Below are 18,575 nucleotides of genomic sequence, written 5' to 3'. Positions count from 1 at the left end.
GCCTGGATGAATACAGTGAAGCCAAGAACCTATAATTTTCGTTATCATCTATCATTGATTTACTTTTTTCTTGCCAGATAACACTAGCAATGTATGATGCTGATGTAAATCAATTATAGATGAATTCATTAAAATCAGGGTCTTCTAATATGATACGATAGCGCTCACCAGACTGATCCACGTTTGAAGGAAGTAGTGCATTGAGCAACCAGATTAGCGAGAGAATTAATGCCGACTTCGGCGCCCGTCAGGGTAAACGACGACCCATGTACGTTCAGGTCAGTGAACTGCTCTTAAGGGAAATTAATGCCGGCCATTGGCGCGAAGGGGAACGACTGCCAATCGAGGCCGATCTGGCGGTTGAACTGAAGGTCGCTGTCGGAACGCTGCGGAAAGCCCTGGCTTTACTCGAGAATGACGGCCTGGTAGAGCGTCGGCAGGGCTCCGGAACCTATGTCAAACGGCCCGCACGAGAAGCGGTCTATCAACTCTTTCGCTTGGAGCTACTGGACGGTGGTGGCACACCACACGCCCAAACCCTGGCTGTGCGCAAAGAAGCCAACACAGAAGTCGCTGAACGTTTTAGTTGCCCCGCCGATACGCTTTTTTGGCGCATTGAACGCAAGCGCTTCTTGAACCAGAGCGCGATCGCGGCGGAAGAAATGTGGGTCCGCGCCGCGCATGCTGAAACGCTCAGCGCAGCCGAACTGGATGAGTCCCTGTATCGACATTATCGCGAGCATTTTGGCTTCTGGATCAGCCGGGTTGAGGATCGTCTGCGCGTTTTTCCGGCGACAGATTGGGCTGCAACCATACTCGATTTACCACCCGCTAGCGCCTTGGGCTGGATAGAGCGGCTCAGCTGGTCCGCTGATGACCGTGTCGAAGAGTACTCCCGCACCTGGTTTAACCCGGCCATCTGCCATTACGTCTCAAGGATGTCCTAAGTGGGACGACTCAGCCAGGCGGAGAGGCCCTTAACTAGACCCCGATCCAACACACTGCGTTAGCACATGGAGCACTTTATGACCTTAGGCTATGGAATCATCGGTTGCGGCATGATGGGCCAAGAGCACATTCGCAATATTCAGCTACTGCCCCAGGCCAGTGTACGTGCGGTCTATGAGCCGGACCCTGAAATGCAACAACGGATCTTGGCGCTGGTGCCCGAGGTCCGCTTCGAAGCGTCGATCGAGACCTTATTGGCGGCGCCAGACCTGGATGCCCTGGTCATCGCCAGCCCCAACTTTATGCACGCCGAGCAACTCTTGGCGGTACTGGCCCAGACCGACTTACCCGTTCTGGTGGAAAAGCCGTTGGTCACCTGTCGCGAGGATATCGAGCGCATACGCCAGGCAGCGGCTGGTCACCGCGCACCGCTCTGGGTTGCCATGGAATACCGCTATATGCCGCCGGTGGCCGCCCTACTGGGCCAGATTCGCAGCGGCGCGCACGGCGTGACCCGACAGTTCAGCGTGCGCGAGCATCGCTTCCCCTTCCTGACCAAGGTCGGCGACTGGAACCGGTTTAATAAAAACACTGGTGGCACTTTGGTTGAAAAATGCTGTCATTTTTTCGATCTGATGCGTTTGCAGTCCCAGAGTGAAGCGATTCGAGTCTTCGCCTCCGGCGGCATCGACGTCAACCATCTCGACGAACGCTATGACGGCCAGGCACCGGATATCCTCGATAATGCCTACGTCATAGTGGATTTTGCCAACGGTCAACGGGCCCTATTGGAACTGTGTATGTTTGCCGAGGGCTCGCGCTATCAAGAAGAGCTCTGTGCGCTTGGCGAACGGGGTAAGTTGGAAGCCTCGGTGCCCGGACCGGGCCGGTTTTGGAATACCGAGTTGGGTCCTGCACCCACTCCACAGCTGGTATTCAGTCCCCGTCAGCCGAGCGGCCCAGTGATCACCTCGATACCGGTCGACCCGACCCTGCTGGCCGCAGGCGATCACAATGGCTCGACCTACTACCAGCACCTGGGCTTTTATCGGGCCATTACCGACGGTCAAGCTGTCGAGGTATCGGTCGCCGATGGGCTCAAGGCCGTCGTGCTCGGTTTGGCCGCCCAACAGTCGATTGCCACCGGTCTCGCGGTCGCAATAAGCAACGATGGCTGGCATTTCGAATAGCGCCGACGGGTCTCGACGGCTAGGGGCCGAGCCCTCGCCGCAGGCTCTAAGCCTCCCCCTAGGCTCGCTATACAGGGGCCCTCAAGATCTATATCAAAATATATTGATATAGATCTTGAGGAAAACATCAAGCACTGCTATCGTCTCCTCCATGAACCTATCCGATTACGCGGCGTTTTTTAAAGCCATCAGTGACCCAACCCGGCTAACCGTGCTGCAATTGCTCGGCAGCAGCGCCTATGGGGTGCTGGAATTGAGTGAAATGCTCGATGTGAAACAGTCGGGCATGAGTCACCACCTTAAGGTTTTAAGTAAGGCCGGCTGGGTCGACAGCCGACGCGAGGGCAATAGTATCTATTATCGCCGCTCGCTCGGGGATGCGCTCAATGTCCAACAGCAACTGTTTCGTGAATTGGATCAGCAGCCCTTACCCGAGCCAGTACTGGCTCAGCAGCAGCGTATTCGCGCCGAGCGGTTGACTCGCGCACGGCAGTTTTTTGTTGAGCATGCCAACGAGTTTGTTCTGCACCAGGAGCGCATCGTGCTGTTTGAGCATTACGGGCCAGAGGCACTGCAGCTGTTGGACAGCCTTCAGCGCTCGCCGCACGAGCGGGTCCTGGAAGTCGGCCCCGGCAAAGGCGAGTTTCTTAAGGCCTTAGCTCAGCGCTTTCAGCTGGTCGTCGGTGTCGATATTTCGCCGGTCATGTTGGCGCAAGCAACGGATCATTTGGGGCACGGCTCGTCCGTTGAACTGATCGAAGGCAATACCGATACCCTGCTCGGGCAGGCGGATCGGTTCGATATCATTTTCTATAACATGGTTTTGCACCATGTGCCGATGCCCGAGGCAGAGATTGCCCAATGCGCCCTGTTGCTTAATCCCAACGGTGTGCTGATCGTAACCGATCTGTGTCGGCACGATCAGGAGTGGGCGCGTGACCAATGTGGTGACCAGTGGCTAGGTTTTGAACCGGAAGAATTACATCAGTGGGCGGGCCGACACGGTCTGGCGCACGATCAAACACGATTTTTAGCGTTGCGAAATGGCTTTCAGGTGCAAACCCAAGTCTACCGTAACGTTTGACCGACTTACGAACTAAGGAACAACCCATGAGCGAATACAGTCTTTTCACCTCGGAAAGCGTCTCAGAAGGCCATCCCGATAAGATGGCCGACCAGATATCCGATGCCATTCTCGATGCCATTATCGGTGCCGACCCCCACGCCCGAGTGGCGGTGGAAACGCTGGTCAAAACTGGCATGGCGGTCATTGCCGGCGAGGTGCGCACCTCGACCTACGTCGATCTGGAAGATATTGTGCGCGGTGTCATTCTCGATATCGGCTATGACTCCTCCGATGTGGGCTTCGACGGTGCCTCCTGCGCCGTGCTCAACGCGATCGGCAAGCAATCACACGATATCGCCGTCGGTGTCGATGAGGCGGGCGACAAGGATCTCGGTGCTGGTGACCAGGGTCTGATGTTCGGTTATGCCACCAATGAAACCGACAGTCTGATGCCCGCGCCGATCTTTTATGCCCATCGACTGGTCGAGCAACAGGCCAAGTTACGCAAGAAAGGTGTTCTGCCTTGGCTGCGCCCCGATGCCAAATCTCAGGTGACGCTGCGCTACGAGCACGGCAAGCCGGTGGCCATCGACGCGGTGGTGCTATCAACCCAGCACAATCCGGATATTGCTTTGTCCGATCTGCGCGAAGCGGTGATGGAGACTATTATTAAAGAGGTGTTACCGACGCAGTGGCTGCACAAAGATACCCAATACCATATCAACCCGACCGGTAACTTTGTTATCGGCGGCCCAGTGGGTGACTGTGGCCTAACCGGGCGAAAGATTATTGTCGATACCTATGGCGGCATGGCCCGTCACGGTGGCGGTGCCTTCTCGGGCAAGGATCCGTCTAAGGTCGACCGTTCGGCCGCCTATGCCGTGCGCTACGTGGCGAAAAACATCGTCGCGGCCGGCCTAGCCGACCGCTGTGAAATTCAGGTCTCTTATGCCATTGGGGTCGCCGAACCGACCTCCATCTCGATCAATACCTTCGGCACCAACAAGGTCAGCGAAACGCTCATCGCCCAACTGGTGCGCGATAACTTCGACCTGCGCCCGCGCGGCATTATCGAGATGCTCGACCTGCGCCGGCCAATCTACCGTCCGACCGCGGCCTACGGCCACTTCGGTCGTGCCGGCTTTAGCTGGGAAAATACCGATAAGGTCGACGCCCTAAAAAGTGGCGCCGGGCTCTAATTTTTGCGCGCGACTCGCGCCAGCATGCTGGACTCACCGTCCAGAACGTCCATATAGATGGGTTGCGCCAGAGGCCGGCCCATCACCGAAATCTCTTATTAAGGAACAGACTATGACAACTTTTACCGATTACCAGGTCGCCGATATGTCATTGGCCGACTGGGGCCGCAAAGAAATCGCCATCGCCGAAAGTGAAATGCCGGCGCTTATGGCACTGCGTCATAAGTATCGTGCCGATCAGCCATTGGCCGGTGCGCGCATCATGGGTTGTATCCATATGACCATTCAAACCGCCGTGCTCATCGAGACGCTGATCGACTTAGGCGCGGCCGTGCGTTGGTCTTCATGCAATATTTTCTCAACCCAGGATCATGCGGCGGCCGCTATCGCGGCGGCGGGCATCCCGGTATTCGCCTGGAAGGGTGAAACCGATGATGAATTTTTATGGTGTATTGAACAGACCATCCTTGCGGGTAAAGACGGCACCGAGGTCTGGGACGCGAACATCATTCTTGATGATGGCGGCGATCTGACCGAAATGGTTCACAGCAAATACCCACAGCTGCTAGCGCAAATTCACGGTATCTCGGAAGAAACCACCACCGGTGTACACCGATTGCTGGATATGTTGGCCAAGGGCGAGCTCAAGGTACCGGCGATCAATGTCAATGATGCGGTGACCAAGGCTAAGAACGACAACAAGTACGGCTGTCGTCATTCCTTAAACGATGCTATTAAGCGCGGCACCGACCATCTGTTGGCCGGTAAAAAAGCCCTGGTAATCGGCTACGGTGATGTCGGCAAGGGTTCGGCGGCGTCTCTGCGTCAGGAAAGCATGATCGTCAAGGTATCGGAAATCGATCCAATCTGTGCGATGCAGGCCTGCATGGACGGTTTTGAGGTTGTGTCTCCCTACAATGACGGTATCAACGACGGTACCGCGGCGAGCATTAACTTACCGTTGCTGCACAACACCGACCTGATCGTGACCACCACCGGCAACACCAATGTCTGCGATAAATATATGTTGGCCGCGGTCAAGAAAGGTGCCGTAGTCTGTAACATCGGTCACTTCGATAATGAAATCGACACCGCCTTTATGCGCACCTCATGGCAGTGGACCGAAGTGAAGCCGCAAGTTCATCAGATCTATCGCAGCGCCGCCAGTGATGACTTTATTATCTTGCTGTCCGAAGGACGTCTGGTCAACCTGGGCAATGCCACCGGCCACCCAAGCCGTATCATGGACGGGTCGTTCGCCAACCAGGTCCTGGCGCAGATGTATCTGTTTGAACGTAAGTTCGCCGACTTGCCCGCTGCCGAGAAAGCCGCTAACCTTTACGTCAAAATATTGCCGAAAAAATTAGACGAAGAGGTGGCCGCCGAAATGGTCAAAGGCTTTGGCGGGGTGATGACCACGCTGACCGAAACCCAGGCCAACTACATCAATGTACCCGTGGCCGGACCCTACAAGCCTGAAGAATATAAATATTGATTAGGAGCCGCCAGGCGCCTACAGCCAGCCGCACTACTGACTCGGTCAGGGCGCGGCTGGCGACTCAATCCCGATCACAGAGAAGACTATTATGAATACCCCAGTACCCGTCAGTTTTGAGTTTTTCCCGCCTAAAACCGACATCGGCTATGACAAATTATTGACGGCCCATGACGAATTAAAGATTGCCCAGCCGGAATTCTTTAGTGTCACCTATGGCGCCGGTGGTTCCACTCAGGAACGCACCATCAATACCGTTATTGAATTGAATAGCCGCGGGGTCCCGGCCGCGCCCCATCTGTCCTGTATCGGTTCGAACCGGGCTACGGTCCAGGCTCTGCTCGAGCAATATCAGGCGGCCGGTATCAACCGCATTGTGGCGCTGCGCGGCGACTTACCCAGTGGCATGCGCGGCACCGGGGGTGATTTCAACCATGCCTCGGATCTGGTCACCTTTATTAAAGCCGAATTTGCCGATACCTTCAGTATCGAGGTCGCGGCCTATCCGGAGATGCACCCGCAAGCGAACAGTTTTGATCAGGATGTCGACCATTTTGTGGCCAAGGCCAAGGCCGGCGCCGACAGCGCCATCACCCAGTATTTTTACAACATCAATGCCTACAAACATTTCGTCTCCGAAGTGCGCCGGCGCGATTGCGATATCGCGATCGTGCCAGGTATTATGCCGATTACCAATTTCACCAATCTGGCACGCTTCTCCGATGCCTGTGGTGCCGACATTCCCCGTTGGATGCGTCAGGCGCTGCAAAGCTGTGGCGATGATGTCACCCGAATTCAGCGCATTGGCCTGAACTTTGTCGTCGATCTGTGTCAGGAGCTCATTGTCGCCGGGGCGCCTAAGTTGCACTTCTACAGCATGAACCAGTCGGCACCAACGCTGGCGATCCTAGCCCAACTGGAAGGTTTTAAAGCATGACTGTTACCGCCTTTATCGATGGCCAATATGGCACCACCGGCCTGCAAATACAGAGTCGATTAGAAGCCCACCCCGATGTCGAGTTACTCAGCATCCCGGAAGCGCAAAAAAAAGATCCACAATTGCGTGAAACCTATCTGAATCGGGCCGACGTGGTGTTTTTGTGCCTGCCCGATGAAGCCAGCCGCGCCGCCGTGGCCCTAATCAGCAACCCCGCGACGGTGATTATCGATGCCTCATCGGCCTTTCGCGTCGATCCGGCTTGGGTCTACGGCGTGCCGGAATTGGCGGGGCTGCGGCCTAAAATACAGACCAGCAATCGCATCGCCAATCCCGGTTGTTACCCCACCGGCATGACGCTATTGACGGCACCCTTGGTGGCCGCCGGCCTTCTGCCCCGAGCCTATCCGCTCACGGTACAGGCGATCACCGGTTACAGCGGTGGCGGCAAGGCGATGATCGCCGATTATCAAGGCTTTGATCGAGGTCAAGCCGAAACCGCCGCCGCGCGACTGAAGAATCTTGATTTAAACCATAAACATCTGCCCGAGATGCAGCACATTGTCGGGCTCGATTTTGCCCCGGTCTTTGTGCCCACCGTCGGTAATTTCGAGCAGGGCATGCTGGTGTCAATTGGCTTGCATGAGGCAGCCCTAAGCGGCAGCGCCGAGCAAGTCTATGTCGCGCTGGCCGAAGCCTATCAGGCTGAACCGTTTATCACCCTGTTTCCGCTCAACGATCAGAGTCAACTCGAGGACGGCTTCTTGGCGCCGACTCACTGTAATGGTACAAACCGGATTGAGCTCTTTGTCTTCAGCGCCGACCAGCGCATCTATCTGGTCGCGCGACTGGATAACCTGGGCAAGGGCGCATCGGGTGCCGCAGTGCAGAACATGAATTGCCGCTTCGGCTTGCTCGAAACCACCGGTCTACTGGTATGAAGGGGCGCTTCCCGATCGGCCTGTTCCTGGCGCTCGGGCTGGCCGCATGCAGCGGCGCAACCCCGGCCACCGATGCGGCCCCGCTCAACCCTGCCGACATGAGCCCTAGCCCGGATCAGCCCGGATCAGTAGCAACGGTACCCTCGGTGATCTTTATCCAGTACCTCAATCAACAGGCGCCGGCGCTCTTGTGTGAACAGGATGCTGCTATTGGCTGCCTGAAGTTGCCTGCCGAACTTTGCAAGGCCGCGGTGGCGGAATCGGCGCAGCGCTGCGGACCCCTGTTACTGGAGCGCTGGCCGAGTAGTTTCCCCGAAGATGCCGACAATGCGATGCTTTATTCCTATCAATATCGGCAGTGTATTTTAGCCGATTGGATCCAGAATTTTGGTCTTACCGCCGAACGCCTAGCGTCCTGTGGCGCGGTGGCCACGCCATGAGAACGATTCGCGCCTGGGTACCTGAGGCCGAGTCACTCGAACAGGTTGTGGCGCTGCCCGCGTCTGTCTTTCAGCATCTGGTTAAGGCTCTGCGGCTCGATAATGGCGCGCAGGTCGAGGTCTTTAACGGCCGGGGTCAACGCTTTAATGGCACGTTGACGAATATCGGCAAGAAAGCGGCGAATCTGTTACTCAGTGAGCAACTGGTGGCGACCGAGGCATCCCCGCTGGTTAGCCATCTTGGCTTGGTGATGTCGAAGGGCGATCGCTTCGACTACGCCGTGCAAAAGGCCACTGAACTGGGCGTGACCAGCCTCACCCCGTTGACCAGTGAGCGCTGTGACCTGCGCTTAGCGCGTGACCGCTATGAGAAAAAACTCAGCCATTGGCATGGCATTATGACCAGCGCCTGTGAGCAGTCCTATCGCGACACCCTACCCATACTGCACCCTATTCAGTCGCTCAACGATTGGGTACTGGCGCAACGCTCAGCTCTGAAACTGGTCTTCCATACCGCGGCACAGCAACCGCTTTGGCCCGCTGAACGGCCCGATTCGGTCAGTTTTCTGGTCGGACCGGAGGGCGGTCTAAGTGGGTCGGAACTGGCTTTCGCCCAGCAGCAGGGCTTTACCCCATGGCAGCTCGGACCGCGCATTCTGCGTACTGAAACCGCACCGGTGGTGATATTAAGTTTGCTCCAGGCCCGCTGGGGCGACTTTTAGACCCAACGCCTGGTCGTCTAGTCGCCTAGTCGCTATTACCGAGGCGGTGGGCGATCAAGTAAAGACCCACTAACAGCGTGGTTAGGCATAGCAATAGCCACGGAAAGAGCGCGAGCGAAAACTGCGTGACCAAGAGCCCGATCGAGCCCGGCAAGATGGCGATACCCAGGCTAGCGGCGGTGACTTGCAGGCCGATCGCGTTGTTAAAGTGTCTCGACCCGAGCCGATTAAGGGTATCCGAGACCAAGGCCGGGTACATCGGCGCATAGGCAAAGCCGATCACCACCAAGGCCAGCAAATTGGTCAATAGGCTTAGGTTAAGCGCATAGGCCAGAGCACCGACCAGAGCCAAAACTAGGCTCAGGGTCATCAACTGATTTTGGCTGATCCGGCTCGACACAAAACCCATCACAATACGACCGACGGTAAACATACCCCAATAGACACTGACCCAAGCACCAGCCTGGGCGGTGCTCATACCCCGGACGTCGGTCAAGAGGCTAAAGGTCCACAGCCCCATGGAAAACTCCAGACCGGTGTAACAAAAGAATAGCGCCATACTCAGCCAGACGCGGACATTGCCAAAGGACTCAAGCATACCGGTGTTATGGGCATCTGCGGCATGGCTAACGACCTCAGCCGCACCTTCTGCGGGGGCACGTTGGACCACCAACCACAGTCCCGCGGTGACCAAAAACAGGATCATTAAGAGCAGTTGAATCACCGAATGTATCTGATAACCCAGGCGCCAGTCGTACTCATGAACCAGCACCCAGGTCATAACCACCGGGCCTAGGGTGATGCCGACCCCAAAGCTGGCATGCAGCCACTGCATCAGGCCGGCACTGAAGTTCTTGGCGATATAGCCATTGATGGTCGCGTCGGTTGCCCCGGCCGCCAGGCCGATCACGGCGCTGGCCACGGCGATCCAGGCGAGCGAGGGTGCTAGCGTATAACCGAGCAGCGCGGTACCGGTGAGCAGGCAGCTCAGGCTGAGCAAACGGCCAATCCCCAACCAGCGCCCCATGCGCGCACTGAAAAAACCGCTCAATGCCGCACCCAGGGTCGCCGCCAACACGATAATGCCGTTCGCCGCGAGCGGCTGATTGAGATCAACCCGCATAAAGGGCCATGCGATGCCCAGTAAAGCGTCGGGGAGACCGAGCGAAATAAAAGCGATAAAGGCCAGCATAAGCAGGTAAAAACGGGTACGCATAAGATGGGTCCGAGTGATGGGTCGTTGGCTGTCGGCCCGGTCGATACGGTACGGCGAGCTGGGAGGCCTAATCATACTGATCACCTTTTGCGATTGCACGCAGGATGGGCGGTCAGGCTTAAATCGACGAGCCGGGTCGACGCGAATTTTGTGACTTTCTGCTGTTCCCATGGCGCCTCAGGCTCGTAAAATAGAGCCCTATGCACAGCGAAGGAGCAGTGGCATGACGACGTCAAGCATGATCGTGGTAATGGTTTTCATCTTCGGTGCGGGCTCTTGGTTGATTCTGCAGCAGGTCAGAGCATTAGCCCGTAGTGCCGCCGATACCGAGGAACAGCTGGGCCGACAGGTTGCCGAGCTGGAACGGCGAGTACAGACCTTAGAACGCATCGTGACCGATAAGCGCAGCCAGCTCAACGATCAGATCGACAGTCTATAGCAACGCTCCAATCGGCCCCCGCCTTACCAGCTAAACAACCGGTTGGCATTTTGATAGGACTGTTCCAAAACCTCTTCGACGCTAACTGCCTTTACTTCGGCTATCTTTTGAATAATAAAGGGCAGGTATTTGGGTTGATTGGGTCGACCCCGATACGGGATTGGCGTTAAGTAGGGCGCATCCGTCTCGACTACGAAACCCGACATCGGCGTCGCCGCTAAGACCTCACGCACATTTTCGGCCTTGTTAAAGGTGATGATACCGTTGAAACCAAGCATAAAACCCTCAGCCAAACAGTATTCGCCCAGGGCCAAGCCCGAGGTGAAGCTGTGGATAACGCCCTTGCCCTTCAGCTGACTGGAAAAGTTTTGCAGGATGGCTCGGGTGTCGTCATCGGCATCACGGGTATGGACCACGATCGGCTGATCCAACTCCACCGCGATGGCCAGCTGGCGCTCAAATACCGCACGCTGGATGGCTCGATCGGCATGGTCGTAGTGGTAATCCAGACCGATCTCCCCGATGGCGACGATCTTCGCGTCGCGACCATGACGCAACAGCTCTGCCGCCGTCGCCTCGGTAAAGAGTTCGGCATCGTGCGGATGCACGCCCTGGGTACCCCAGATCATCGGATGTTCGGTCAGTTCACGCACCCGCGCTAGATTGCTTGGCGACACGGCAATGGTGACGATCTTTTCCACATTCACGGCGGCCGCATCGGCAATCACCTGGTCGAGCGCCTCACCTTCCAAATAGTCCAGATGGCAGTGAGTTTCGATTATTGGGTGGTCAAATACGGGTATCTCGTGCTGTTTCTTACTCATTGGGCATTCGGTCCGGTCGCGGGCTGGTCGGCACAGTTTACCCATTCGGCGTTCAGTTGCCAGTGCACAGGCCAACTCACCCTAACCTTAATGAAGCGATCGCCAAAACAGGTTAGACTGCGCGCAAAATCATCACTGGAGTCCGATCATGCGCCGAGATCTAGCGTTCAACTTTTCACGAGTGACCGAAGCGGCCGCTCTGGCCGGCTATAACTGGCTGGGTCGCGGAGATAAAAACAAGGCCGATGGCGCCGCCGTGGAAGTGATGCGGGCCATGCTCAATAAGATCGAATTTGACGGCGAAATCGTGATCGGCGAAGGCGAGATCGATGAAGCGCCGATGCTCTATATAGGTGAAAAGGTCGGTACCGGCGTCGGCGATGCCTGTGATATTGCCGTTGACCCCATCGAGGGGACGCGTATGACCGCAATGGGCCAATCCAATGCCATCGCCGTTATGGCTATCGGTGAGAAGGGCGCCTTCCTAAAAGCGCCCGATATGTATATGGAGAAGCTGGTCGTTGGACCGGAGGCCAAGGGCTTTATCGATCTGACCCTACCCTTGGAGCAGAATATTAAGCTGGTCGCCAAGGCATTGAACAAGCCATTGCGGGATTTGGTCGTCGTGACCTTAGCCAAACCGCGACACGATCCGGCCATTGCCCTGATGCAGGGCATGGGCGTGCGGGTCTTTGCCTTACCCGATGGTGATGTCGCCGCCAGCATCCTGACCTGCATGCCGGAAAGTGAGGTCGATATGATGTATTGCGTCGGTGGCGCCCCAGAAGGGGTGATCTCGGCCGCGGTCATACGAGCATTGGGCGGCGATATGAACGGTCGCCTGATGTTACGCACCGAAGCCAAAGGCCACGATGCCGAAACCATAAAGATTGCCGAGAGTGAGGCACGTCGTTGTGCCGAGATGGGCGTTGAGACCGGTGTCGTGTATCAGCTCAACGATATGGCCCGATCCGATGATGTGGTGTTTTCGGCCACCGGCATTACCAAGGGGGATCTGCTGGAAGGTGTGACCCGAAAGGGCAACCTAGCGACTACCGAGACCTTGCTGATTCGGGGCAAGAGCCGAACCGTCCGTAAGATCCACTCGACCCACTATCTGGACCGAAAAGACGAAGATATCAAGGATGTGATTCTCTAGTCAGGCCGTTCTGAGCGGCGCCCGACTGACGGGGCCGCCCGCTCACCCTAATATCGCGCTCAAGCCCGCTTAGCGTTCGAACGGATAGCTCGGCCCCCAGGTCTTACGCAGCCATTCCAGATAGCGGGCTAACTGCACACTGTCTGCCCAACTGTGCTCCACGACCGCCAGGTGGCCAAGCCCAATGGCATCGTTTACCCGCTCAAATTGGTTGCCCCAGCCACGATTGAGCAGCACTCCGTATTCGCTCGTCACCGGTTTGCCGGTCTCGCCCCACTGGAGCGCATTGCACGCAAACCAAGGCGTTTCGAGTTCAACCCAACCCTTTGACCCGGAGATACAGGCCTTGGTCGGCAGGTGGGCATCCAGCCGATAGGCTAGGTGGGCGGTTTTGCCGTCGGCATAGGACAGCAGCAGATCCGCCGCTATATCGACCCCGGTTGGCCCCAATACCACTCGGGCTTGGGTCTGGTCGGGGTAGCCGAACACAGAGAGGGCCAACATGATCGGATAGAGGCCTATATCGAGCAACGCGCCACCGGCCTGGGCCGGGTCGAGCAAGCGGTGATGGACCTGACTCATATCATGGGCAAAACCGAAACTCGCGCTGAGGTGTTGCACGGTGCCAATACGCCCGGCGGCTACCTGCCGATGCAGCGACTGGTAGAGCGGATTGAATTTGGTCCACAAGGCTTCCGCGCAAAAACGCTGGTTGCGCTCGGCCGCCGCAAACACCGCCGCCGCCTCGGCCTCAGACAGGGCCATGGGTTTTTCCACCAAGACATGTTTACCGGCATTTAAGGCGGCAATGGCCTGTGGGGCATGATGGGGATGGGTGCTGGCAATATAGACGGCATCGATCTTCGGATCGGCCAAGAGCTGCTCGTAGTCGTCGTAGGCAGCCGTCAAGGCGTGAGTTTCGGCGAACGCCTGGGCACGCACCAGCGAATGTGAATAGACGGCTGAAAATCGACCATTGACGATCTGAGCCACATCCTGCAAAAACTGACCGGCCATATTTCCGGTACCGATAACGGCCCAACGTAGCATAGTGTTCCTTACCCCGGCGGGGCTTACCTGGCTTTGGCAGCCATTGGTGAAAGGGTCTGTCATTCCGACCCCGCTAGCAATGGACAGGGGTCGATCCTTATGGCGAACTAATAGCCCGTATTGGCCAAAAACTCCGTGGCTCGAGCTACCCGCGATGCCATGCTCGGTTTGTATAGCACCGACACCTTAATCCACGTTGCTTCTTGCTGATACCAACGATGGGACTGAATCCGCGATTCGGCATCAAAAAATGCATACTCAGCTTGCGGCCCCGAGAAGGTCAAAGGATCCTGGATCGCGCCACCGACTGCGGCACGATCCTGTGCCGCCACCAGGAGCACCAGCTCGTTAAAATCGCCGCTCAACGGACCCGTTTGAACCATAAAGGACATCCCTTTAAGCGTCAGGCCCCAGGCCTGGGTCGCACCGCTGTCCTGAAAGACCGGTTCGGCCTCCCAGCGGACCTTCAGGCCGCCATCAAGCTGCTGCCAATAGTAGGCCGGCGCATCGATTGGCGCCGATCGACTTGGCCATTGGGCGTAAAAAAACCCGATCGAGAGCGCGATTAGAATCCAGCCGGTGGGTTCTTTGAGCAGGCGGGGCAACTTGGTCGATGTTTTCATAGGCTATGCTTAACTGATCATTGAGGCCGCCATCATAAAGAATCCCGCCTGGGCTGTCAGGAGCGCGGCCAATTAAATGCATTCGGCGACGTCAACACAAGCCCTCCGCGCATTGGGCGCTCGAGCCTTGTGAATTTGTATTCTCGAGCGCGGCCAGATTACTTTTGCATTTTCGAAAATTCCGAGTCCAGGTCAAATCGCTTCGATGTCACATAGCGTTCGATCTGCTCGGTTCGTTCGACTATCTTCGCCATCCGAGCCTGTGCGGTGCGCAAGCGATCTGTTGGGCTCAAGGGATAGCGAAACATATTGATGGGCCGATTCTGACGCATATCTTCATCGTAGCGATAGGGCGGCGCCGTACTGTCGTCATTCGGCCGGGGTGCCATGGCGATCCAGGCGCCCAAATAGGCAAAGAACATCAATGAATTAAAAAATATTAAACCACCCAGCGCGGCTAACCGGATCACCCAATGATCGACATTGAGATGGTCGGCCAAGCCCGCGCAGACACCGGCAACCTTTCTGTCGCGAGTATTGCGGTACAGACCCATGCCGAATCCGTTACGCCGACGAGCCCACCAGTCTTCCGGCGGAAAACCATTGCTATGCTCTGGGTTGGCTTGATTAGGGTGTTTATGTGAACGTTTCATGTGCCCTCCTATTCCCGGTCTGCGTCACGCCGCCAGCGGGGGTTGCGATCATCTAAAATGGACTCCAAGGTGGCCATGCGGGTCGACAGGGTATCCAATGTTCGCAGCAGGTCGTCGAGGATGAGCTGATCTTCATTGGCCAGTCCACGACTGGTCTTACCCTTAGCCCGATAGTGCATGACCAGCCAGAGCGGCATGACCACGACCATAAACAGAACGGTCGGCACCATCATAAAGTCTAAAAATTGCATTTTTTACTCCCTTTATTAATAGGCTGCTTGGGTCACCCAGTGCGGCCCGGCAAGTCAACCTTATCAGCCTTGGTCGGTGCTTTTCAAATCCGCTTTCAGGCGCGCTAATTCGGCATTGATTGCCTCATCTTGGGCCAGGGATTCGATTTCATTTTTTAGACCTTGCTTATTATTTCGACCCAGATCGTCGGCCTCCAACTGACTTTCCATCGAATCCATCTTGCGTTCATAGTGCTCAAATTTTTCGAACGCGTCCTGCAGTTGCTCACGATTCAGCTGACCCCGGGTGCGCATGCGGGTGGACACTGTTTTCTGGCGCATCAACAAAACTTTTTGTTTGGCTTTGGCATCGTTTAACTTTAACTGCAGCTGACCAATTTCATTGCCCAAATGCTCGAGGTGATCGTCCAGGGCATTAAATTCCTGCTCTACCGCCGTCACTTCATCGGTTATCGCCTGCTTTTCGGCCAAGGCTGCTCGAGCCAGGTCTTCACGGTTTTTTCCCACCGCCAAACGCGCCTTGGCTTCCCAATCGTCGGCGTCATTACGCAGTCGACCGAGGCGACGCTGGACATCTTTTTTATCGGCAATCACGCGTGCCGAACTGGAACGAACTTCGACCAGCGTTTCTTCCATTTCCTGAATAATCAGTCGAATCATTTTTTTCGGGTCTTCTGCCCGATCCAATATGGAATTCAGGTTACTGTTGATGATGTCACTTAATCTTGAAAAAATGCTCATTGTTACTCTCCTAATATTTCATAATAACGTCACATGGCTGGCCGTTTGGCCTCGACCGACTTAGCGCAACGGCCAACGACCCAAGGCTTCGATCGCCAGTGCAATCAAGCCAAAGCCGATCAACCCGGCCCAAACCACCGTGACGGCGGCTAAGGCACTGCTGAGCGTGATCAGCCCAAGATACAGCGGTGTTCGTTGCGACATCTCCATCGTCTGAGTGCTCCCGATCAGGGTTGATTCGTTGTCTAACCTTATTCTTTGCTAATTGTTTTATTACGTCTGTCTTGTCTATTACATCTATAACATCCATAACGTCTATTACAGTTTCCATGCCAAAAACCTAAGCAGTTGATTTACAAGGCTATTAAGATAATGTGACCTATAGTCACTCGCATTGATTAACTTATTAGACTAAGTTATTTAGTCAATACGACGAAAAAGGCCTGCCCATGTCTGCCAACCATCAACTTCGACTTATCGGTGAGAGTTCGGCCTTATCGGATGTGCTCGACCAGGTTTCACGTGTTGCGCCACTCAATCGCCCGATCTTGGTGATCGGCGAGCGCGGTACCGGCAAAGAATTGATCGCGGAGCGTCTGCATTTCTTGTCGTTGCGCTGGCAACAACCGTTACTGAAAGTAAATTGCGGCGCGATCAGCGAATCCTTGTTGGACGCCGATCTGTTTGGCTATGAACCTGGGGCCTTCACCGGGGCAAACCGAGTTCACAAGGGTCGCTTCGAACGAGCCGATGAAGGCACGCTGTTGCTCGATGAATTGGGCAGCATGTCAGCTGCGGTCCAGGAAAAGGTGCTGCGGGTAATCGAGTACGGGGAGTTCGAGCGACTGGGCGGGCAAAAGACGCTGCAGGTCAATGTGCGCATCGTTGCCGCGACCAATGAAAATTTACCCCAGCTGGCGGCACAGGGTAAGTTTCGCGAGGATTTGCTCGACCGCCTGGCATTCGATGTCATTACCATTCCACCCTTGCGAGCGCGCGAAAACGATGTGGAGCGCTTAGCCGAGCACTTTGCCATTAGCATGAGCATTGAATTAGGTTGGCAGGACTTCCCTGGCTTCAGTGCCAAAGCCACCGCACAGCTGAAAAACCACCCCTTTTATGGCAATGTCCGAGAACTGAAAAATGTTGTCGAACGCAGCATCTATCGCTGGGGCACTCCGAGTGCGGCCATTGGCGAGTTGGTATTGGATCCATTCGACTCGCCCTGGGCTCCGGCAGCCAAGACCAGCCAGAGCGACCCAGGTAGCCATCTAGGCTTTAGCGAGCAGGTCGCCCGATACGAACTGATGCTCTTATCCCAAGCGCTCGACCAAAATGATCAACACCAGGGTAAGGCCTCAGATGCGCTCGGGCTGACCTATCATCAATTTCGCAGTCAGTTAAAGAAACACGGTCTCATCGGCAAAGATAAGGTCGGCTGAGCGGAGGCCGGACACAAAAAAGCGCGCCATCGGCACGCTTTTTTTGGGGCTGACGGGCCAATCGGCTCGTTAGACTGCTTCGCTGCCAGTTTCGCCGGTGCGGATACGAATAACCTGTTCCAACGGCTGGACAAAAATCTTGCCGTCGCCGATCTTACCGGTCGCTGCGGCATTGGTGACGGCTTGTATAACGCCATCGACCTTGTCGTCATCGATCGCAATTTCAAGCTTAATTTTCGGCAAAAAATCGACTACATATTCTGCACCGCGATACAGTTCGGTATGACCCTTTTGCCGACCAAAACCCTTAACTTCGGTCACGGTAATGCCCTGAACGCCTACTTCTGACAACGCTTCACGAACGTCATCCAATTTAAATGGCTTGATGATGGCAGTAACTAATTTCATAAATCATTCCTTAGTTTATTTCTTAACCCTATTAGATAAAGATCGGGTGTTACGCAATGGCACTCTTATGTGCAAGTCTAGCAGCCAAAGCTCGGCGCTGCCGACGGGCGGACTAGAGGTCGCTCGAGTGATGCAACACTCGGCTGACGATGCCATATTCAATAGCTTCGGCAGTGGTCATCCAGTTGTCGCGCTCAATGTCGATGCGCACTCGCTCAATCGGCTGCCCAGTTTGCGCCGCAATAATCCGCGCCAAGCGCTCTCGCATGGCAATGATTTGTTGCGCCTGTATTGCAATATCACTGGCCTGACCGCCGACGCCGCCAGATGGCTGGTGAATAAGGAAACGCGTATTCGGCAAGCAATAGCGATCTTCTTTAGCCGCTGCCAAAAAAATGTGCGTTCCCGCACTGGCTACATAACCGGTCCCGATGACCTTAACCCGCGGTGCGATAAACTGCACTATATCGTGGATGGTATCGCCCGCTTCGACGTGGCCACCCTGGCTATTGATAAATAATACGATGTCGTCGTCTGACGCTTCAGCCAAGGCCAGCAGTTGGGCGGAGACCTTTTTGGCCATCGTTTGGTTGATTTCTTCGCAGATAAGGACTTTACGCCCGGTAAATAGGCGTTCGCCAACTGGATCAAAGGTTTGTTCTGGCTTCACGGGGTTCTCCTGTCATGAATTCTATGCGGTCAGTATAGCCAAACTGGGCCAGCTGCACCGCCATACTTTTGTTTTAAGGTATAGAGGTTGACACACTCGGTCGGTCTTATCAGACCTTATGGTACCCCGTAACCGACATCAGGGTCGCGTCGAATTCGGCG

General features: G+C 55.7%; 22 protein-coding genes. 12 read left to right on the top strand and 10 right to left on the bottom strand.

The window, feature by feature from the left end:
* The first annotated feature begins 200 nt into the window (after positions 1 to 200).
* The 9 genes from REIFOR_RS00315 to REIFOR_RS00275 all read left to right on the top strand — a co-directional run bounded on the left by REIFOR_RS00315 (position 201) and on the right by REIFOR_RS00275 (position 8,938).
* Complete coding sequence (locus REIFOR_RS00315) at positions 201 to 947, top strand: GntR family transcriptional regulator (protein WP_227003723.1); 747 nt, start codon at positions 201 to 203, stop codon at positions 945 to 947.
* A 78-nt stretch (positions 948 to 1,025) separates the two neighbouring features.
* The gene (locus REIFOR_RS00310) at positions 1,026 to 2,138 is read left to right on the top strand and encodes a Gfo/Idh/MocA family protein (RefSeq protein ID WP_100255659.1); all 1,113 of its coding nucleotides are present in this window, start codon (positions 1,026 to 1,028) and stop codon (positions 2,136 to 2,138) included.
* Positions 2,139 to 2,289: 151 nt separating this feature from the next.
* On the top strand, positions 2,290 to 3,222 hold the full coding sequence (locus REIFOR_RS00305) for an ArsR/SmtB family transcription factor (RefSeq protein ID WP_100255658.1): 933 nt from the start codon (positions 2,290 to 2,292) through the stop codon (positions 3,220 to 3,222).
* A gap of 26 nt (positions 3,223 to 3,248) precedes the next feature.
* On the top strand, positions 3,249 to 4,403 hold the full coding sequence (gene metK, locus REIFOR_RS00300) for a methionine adenosyltransferase (RefSeq protein ID WP_100255657.1): 1,155 nt from the start codon (positions 3,249 to 3,251) through the stop codon (positions 4,401 to 4,403).
* A 112-nt stretch (positions 4,404 to 4,515) separates the two neighbouring features.
* Complete coding sequence (gene ahcY / locus REIFOR_RS00295; protein WP_100255656.1) at positions 4,516 to 5,898, top strand: adenosylhomocysteinase; 1,383 nt, start codon at positions 4,516 to 4,518, stop codon at positions 5,896 to 5,898.
* Between the two features lie 91 nt (positions 5,899 to 5,989).
* Positions 5,990 to 6,835: a methylenetetrahydrofolate reductase [NAD(P)H] gene (gene metF, locus REIFOR_RS00290; protein ID WP_100255655.1), complete on the top strand. Its 846-nt coding sequence runs from the start codon at positions 5,990 to 5,992 to the stop codon at positions 6,833 to 6,835.
* The gene (gene argC, locus REIFOR_RS00285; protein ID WP_100255654.1) at positions 6,832 to 7,776 is read left to right on the top strand and encodes an N-acetyl-gamma-glutamyl-phosphate reductase; all 945 of its coding nucleotides are present in this window, start codon (positions 6,832 to 6,834) and stop codon (positions 7,774 to 7,776) included. Before metF ends, argC begins: the two co-directional genes overlap by 4 nt.
* Positions 7,773 to 8,216, top strand: a complete 444-nt coding sequence (locus tag REIFOR_RS00280; RefSeq protein ID WP_100255653.1) for a hypothetical protein — start codon at positions 7,773 to 7,775, stop codon at positions 8,214 to 8,216. The genes argC and REIFOR_RS00280 overlap by 4 nt, the downstream gene beginning before the upstream one ends.
* Complete coding sequence (locus REIFOR_RS00275) at positions 8,213 to 8,938, top strand: 16S rRNA (uracil(1498)-N(3))-methyltransferase (RefSeq protein ID WP_100255652.1); 726 nt, start codon at positions 8,213 to 8,215, stop codon at positions 8,936 to 8,938. The genes REIFOR_RS00280 and REIFOR_RS00275 overlap by 4 nt, the downstream gene beginning before the upstream one ends.
* Before the next feature lie 25 nt (positions 8,939 to 8,963).
* On the opposite strand, the gene REIFOR_RS00270 is transcribed toward REIFOR_RS00275, so the two are convergent.
* A complete protein-coding gene (locus tag REIFOR_RS00270) occupies positions 8,964 to 10,229 on the bottom strand; it encodes an MFS transporter (protein ID WP_158524246.1) in 1,266 nt (421 codons plus the stop codon).
* 148 nt (positions 10,230 to 10,377) lie between these two features.
* Between REIFOR_RS00270 and REIFOR_RS00265 the strand changes: the two genes are divergently transcribed.
* Positions 10,378 to 10,593: a hypothetical protein gene (locus tag REIFOR_RS00265; RefSeq protein WP_227003722.1), complete on the top strand. Its 216-nt coding sequence runs from the start codon at positions 10,378 to 10,380 to the stop codon at positions 10,591 to 10,593.
* A gap of 23 nt (positions 10,594 to 10,616) precedes the next feature.
* On the opposite strand, the gene REIFOR_RS00260 is transcribed toward REIFOR_RS00265, so the two are convergent.
* Complete coding sequence (locus REIFOR_RS00260; protein ID WP_100255649.1) at positions 10,617 to 11,417, bottom strand: TatD family hydrolase; 801 nt, start codon at positions 11,415 to 11,417, stop codon at positions 10,617 to 10,619.
* A gap of 148 nt (positions 11,418 to 11,565) precedes the next feature.
* Here REIFOR_RS00260 and glpX point away from each other — a divergent pair, with 148 nt between their 5' ends.
* On the top strand, positions 11,566 to 12,576 hold the full coding sequence (gene glpX / locus REIFOR_RS00255; RefSeq protein WP_100255648.1) for a class II fructose-bisphosphatase: 1,011 nt from the start codon (positions 11,566 to 11,568) through the stop codon (positions 12,574 to 12,576).
* Positions 12,577 to 12,645: 69 nt separating this feature from the next.
* On the opposite strand, the gene REIFOR_RS00250 is transcribed toward glpX, so the two are convergent.
* From REIFOR_RS00250 to REIFOR_RS16810, 6 genes are all read right to left on the bottom strand, one after another.
* Entirely contained in the window at positions 12,646 to 13,626 is a 981-nt protein-coding gene (locus REIFOR_RS00250; protein ID WP_158524245.1) for a Gfo/Idh/MocA family protein, read from the bottom strand.
* A gap of 107 nt (positions 13,627 to 13,733) precedes the next feature.
* Complete coding sequence (locus REIFOR_RS00245) at positions 13,734 to 14,249, bottom strand: hypothetical protein (RefSeq protein WP_100255646.1); 516 nt, start codon at positions 14,247 to 14,249, stop codon at positions 13,734 to 13,736.
* 158 nt (positions 14,250 to 14,407) lie between these two features.
* The gene (locus REIFOR_RS00240; RefSeq protein ID WP_100255645.1) at positions 14,408 to 14,902 is read right to left on the bottom strand and encodes a PspC domain-containing protein; all 495 of its coding nucleotides are present in this window, start codon (positions 14,900 to 14,902) and stop codon (positions 14,408 to 14,410) included.
* A gap of 8 nt (positions 14,903 to 14,910) precedes the next feature.
* Positions 14,911 to 15,153, bottom strand: coding sequence for an envelope stress response membrane protein PspB (pspB, locus tag REIFOR_RS00235; protein ID WP_100255644.1), 243 nt, complete (start codon positions 15,151 to 15,153; stop codon positions 14,911 to 14,913).
* Between the two features lie 63 nt (positions 15,154 to 15,216).
* Positions 15,217 to 15,894 carry a phage shock protein PspA gene (pspA, locus tag REIFOR_RS00230; protein ID WP_100255643.1) on the bottom strand — a complete coding sequence of 226 codons (678 nt, stop codon included), beginning with the start codon at positions 15,892 to 15,894 and terminating at the stop codon, positions 15,217 to 15,219.
* 60 nt (positions 15,895 to 15,954) lie between these two features.
* Positions 15,955 to 16,098, bottom strand: a complete 144-nt coding sequence (locus REIFOR_RS16810; protein ID WP_158524244.1) for a hypothetical protein — start codon at positions 16,096 to 16,098, stop codon at positions 15,955 to 15,957.
* 245 nt (positions 16,099 to 16,343) lie between these two features.
* On the opposite strand from REIFOR_RS16810, the gene pspF reads away from it, so the two are divergent.
* A complete protein-coding gene (gene pspF / locus REIFOR_RS00225) occupies positions 16,344 to 17,336 on the top strand; it encodes a phage shock protein operon transcriptional activator (protein WP_100255642.1) in 993 nt (330 codons plus the stop codon).
* 69 nt (positions 17,337 to 17,405) lie between these two features.
* Here the strand turns inward: pspF and glnK are convergent, their stop codons facing one another.
* Positions 17,406 to 17,744: a P-II family nitrogen regulator gene (gene glnK, locus REIFOR_RS00220; protein WP_100255641.1), complete on the bottom strand. Its 339-nt coding sequence runs from the start codon at positions 17,742 to 17,744 to the stop codon at positions 17,406 to 17,408.
* 112 nt (positions 17,745 to 17,856) lie between these two features.
* Positions 17,857 to 18,414 (bottom strand): ATP-dependent Clp protease proteolytic subunit, encoded by a 558-nt coding sequence (locus REIFOR_RS00215; RefSeq protein ID WP_100255640.1) that lies wholly within the window; start codon positions 18,412 to 18,414, stop codon positions 17,857 to 17,859.
* Between the last annotated feature and the right edge of the window lie 161 nt (positions 18,415 to 18,575).

It is taken from the genome of Reinekea forsetii, from assembly GCF_002795845.1.
Taxonomy (GTDB): domain Bacteria; phylum Pseudomonadota; class Gammaproteobacteria; order Pseudomonadales; family Natronospirillaceae; genus Reinekea; species Reinekea forsetii.
Note: the sequence above shows the minus strand (reverse complement) of the source record. Positions and strands in the feature narration are given on the sequence as shown.

Excerpts from the sequence above, each read along its gene's own strand:
- REIFOR_RS00310 (WP_100255659.1), top strand. The coding sequence starts at position 1,026 with ATGACCTTAGGCTATGGAATCATCGGTTGCGGCATGATGGGCCAAGAG.
- REIFOR_RS00305 (WP_100255658.1), top strand. The coding sequence starts at position 2,290 with ATGAACCTATCCGATTACGCGGCGTTTTTTAAAGCCATCAGTGACCCA.
- metK (WP_100255657.1), top strand. The coding sequence starts at position 3,249 with ATGAGCGAATACAGTCTTTTCACCTCGGAAAGCGTCTCAGAAGGCCAT.
- ahcY (WP_100255656.1), top strand. The coding sequence starts at position 4,516 with ATGACAACTTTTACCGATTACCAGGTCGCCGATATGTCATTGGCCGAC.
- metF (WP_100255655.1), top strand. The coding sequence starts at position 5,990 with ATGAATACCCCAGTACCCGTCAGTTTTGAGTTTTTCCCGCCTAAAACC.
- argC (WP_100255654.1), top strand. The coding sequence starts at position 6,832 with ATGACTGTTACCGCCTTTATCGATGGCCAATATGGCACCACCGGCCTG.
- REIFOR_RS00280 (WP_100255653.1), top strand. The coding sequence starts at position 7,773 with ATGAAGGGGCGCTTCCCGATCGGCCTGTTCCTGGCGCTCGGGCTGGCC.
- REIFOR_RS00275 (WP_100255652.1), top strand. The coding sequence starts at position 8,213 with ATGAGAACGATTCGCGCCTGGGTACCTGAGGCCGAGTCACTCGAACAG.
- REIFOR_RS00270 (WP_158524246.1), bottom strand. The coding sequence starts at position 10,229 with ATGATTAGGCCTCCCAGCTCGCCGTACCGTATCGACCGGGCCGACAGC.
- REIFOR_RS00265 (WP_227003722.1), top strand. The coding sequence starts at position 10,378 with ATGACGACGTCAAGCATGATCGTGGTAATGGTTTTCATCTTCGGTGCG.
- REIFOR_RS00260 (WP_100255649.1), bottom strand. The coding sequence starts at position 11,417 with ATGAGTAAGAAACAGCACGAGATACCCGTATTTGACCACCCAATAATC.
- glpX (WP_100255648.1), top strand. The coding sequence starts at position 11,566 with ATGCGCCGAGATCTAGCGTTCAACTTTTCACGAGTGACCGAAGCGGCC.
- REIFOR_RS00250 (WP_158524245.1), bottom strand. The coding sequence starts at position 13,626 with ATGCTACGTTGGGCCGTTATCGGTACCGGAAATATGGCCGGTCAGTTT.
- REIFOR_RS00245 (WP_100255646.1), bottom strand. The coding sequence starts at position 14,249 with ATGAAAACATCGACCAAGTTGCCCCGCCTGCTCAAAGAACCCACCGGC.
- REIFOR_RS00240 (WP_100255645.1), bottom strand. The coding sequence starts at position 14,902 with ATGAAACGTTCACATAAACACCCTAATCAAGCCAACCCAGAGCATAGC.
- pspB (WP_100255644.1), bottom strand. The coding sequence starts at position 15,153 with ATGCAATTTTTAGACTTTATGATGGTGCCGACCGTTCTGTTTATGGTC.
- pspA (WP_100255643.1), bottom strand. The coding sequence starts at position 15,894 with ATGAGCATTTTTTCAAGATTAAGTGACATCATCAACAGTAACCTGAAT.
- REIFOR_RS16810 (WP_158524244.1), bottom strand. The coding sequence starts at position 16,098 with ATGTCGCAACGAACACCGCTGTATCTTGGGCTGATCACGCTCAGCAGT.
- pspF (WP_100255642.1), top strand. The coding sequence starts at position 16,344 with ATGTCTGCCAACCATCAACTTCGACTTATCGGTGAGAGTTCGGCCTTA.
- glnK (WP_100255641.1), bottom strand. The coding sequence starts at position 17,744 with ATGAAATTAGTTACTGCCATCATCAAGCCATTTAAATTGGATGACGTT.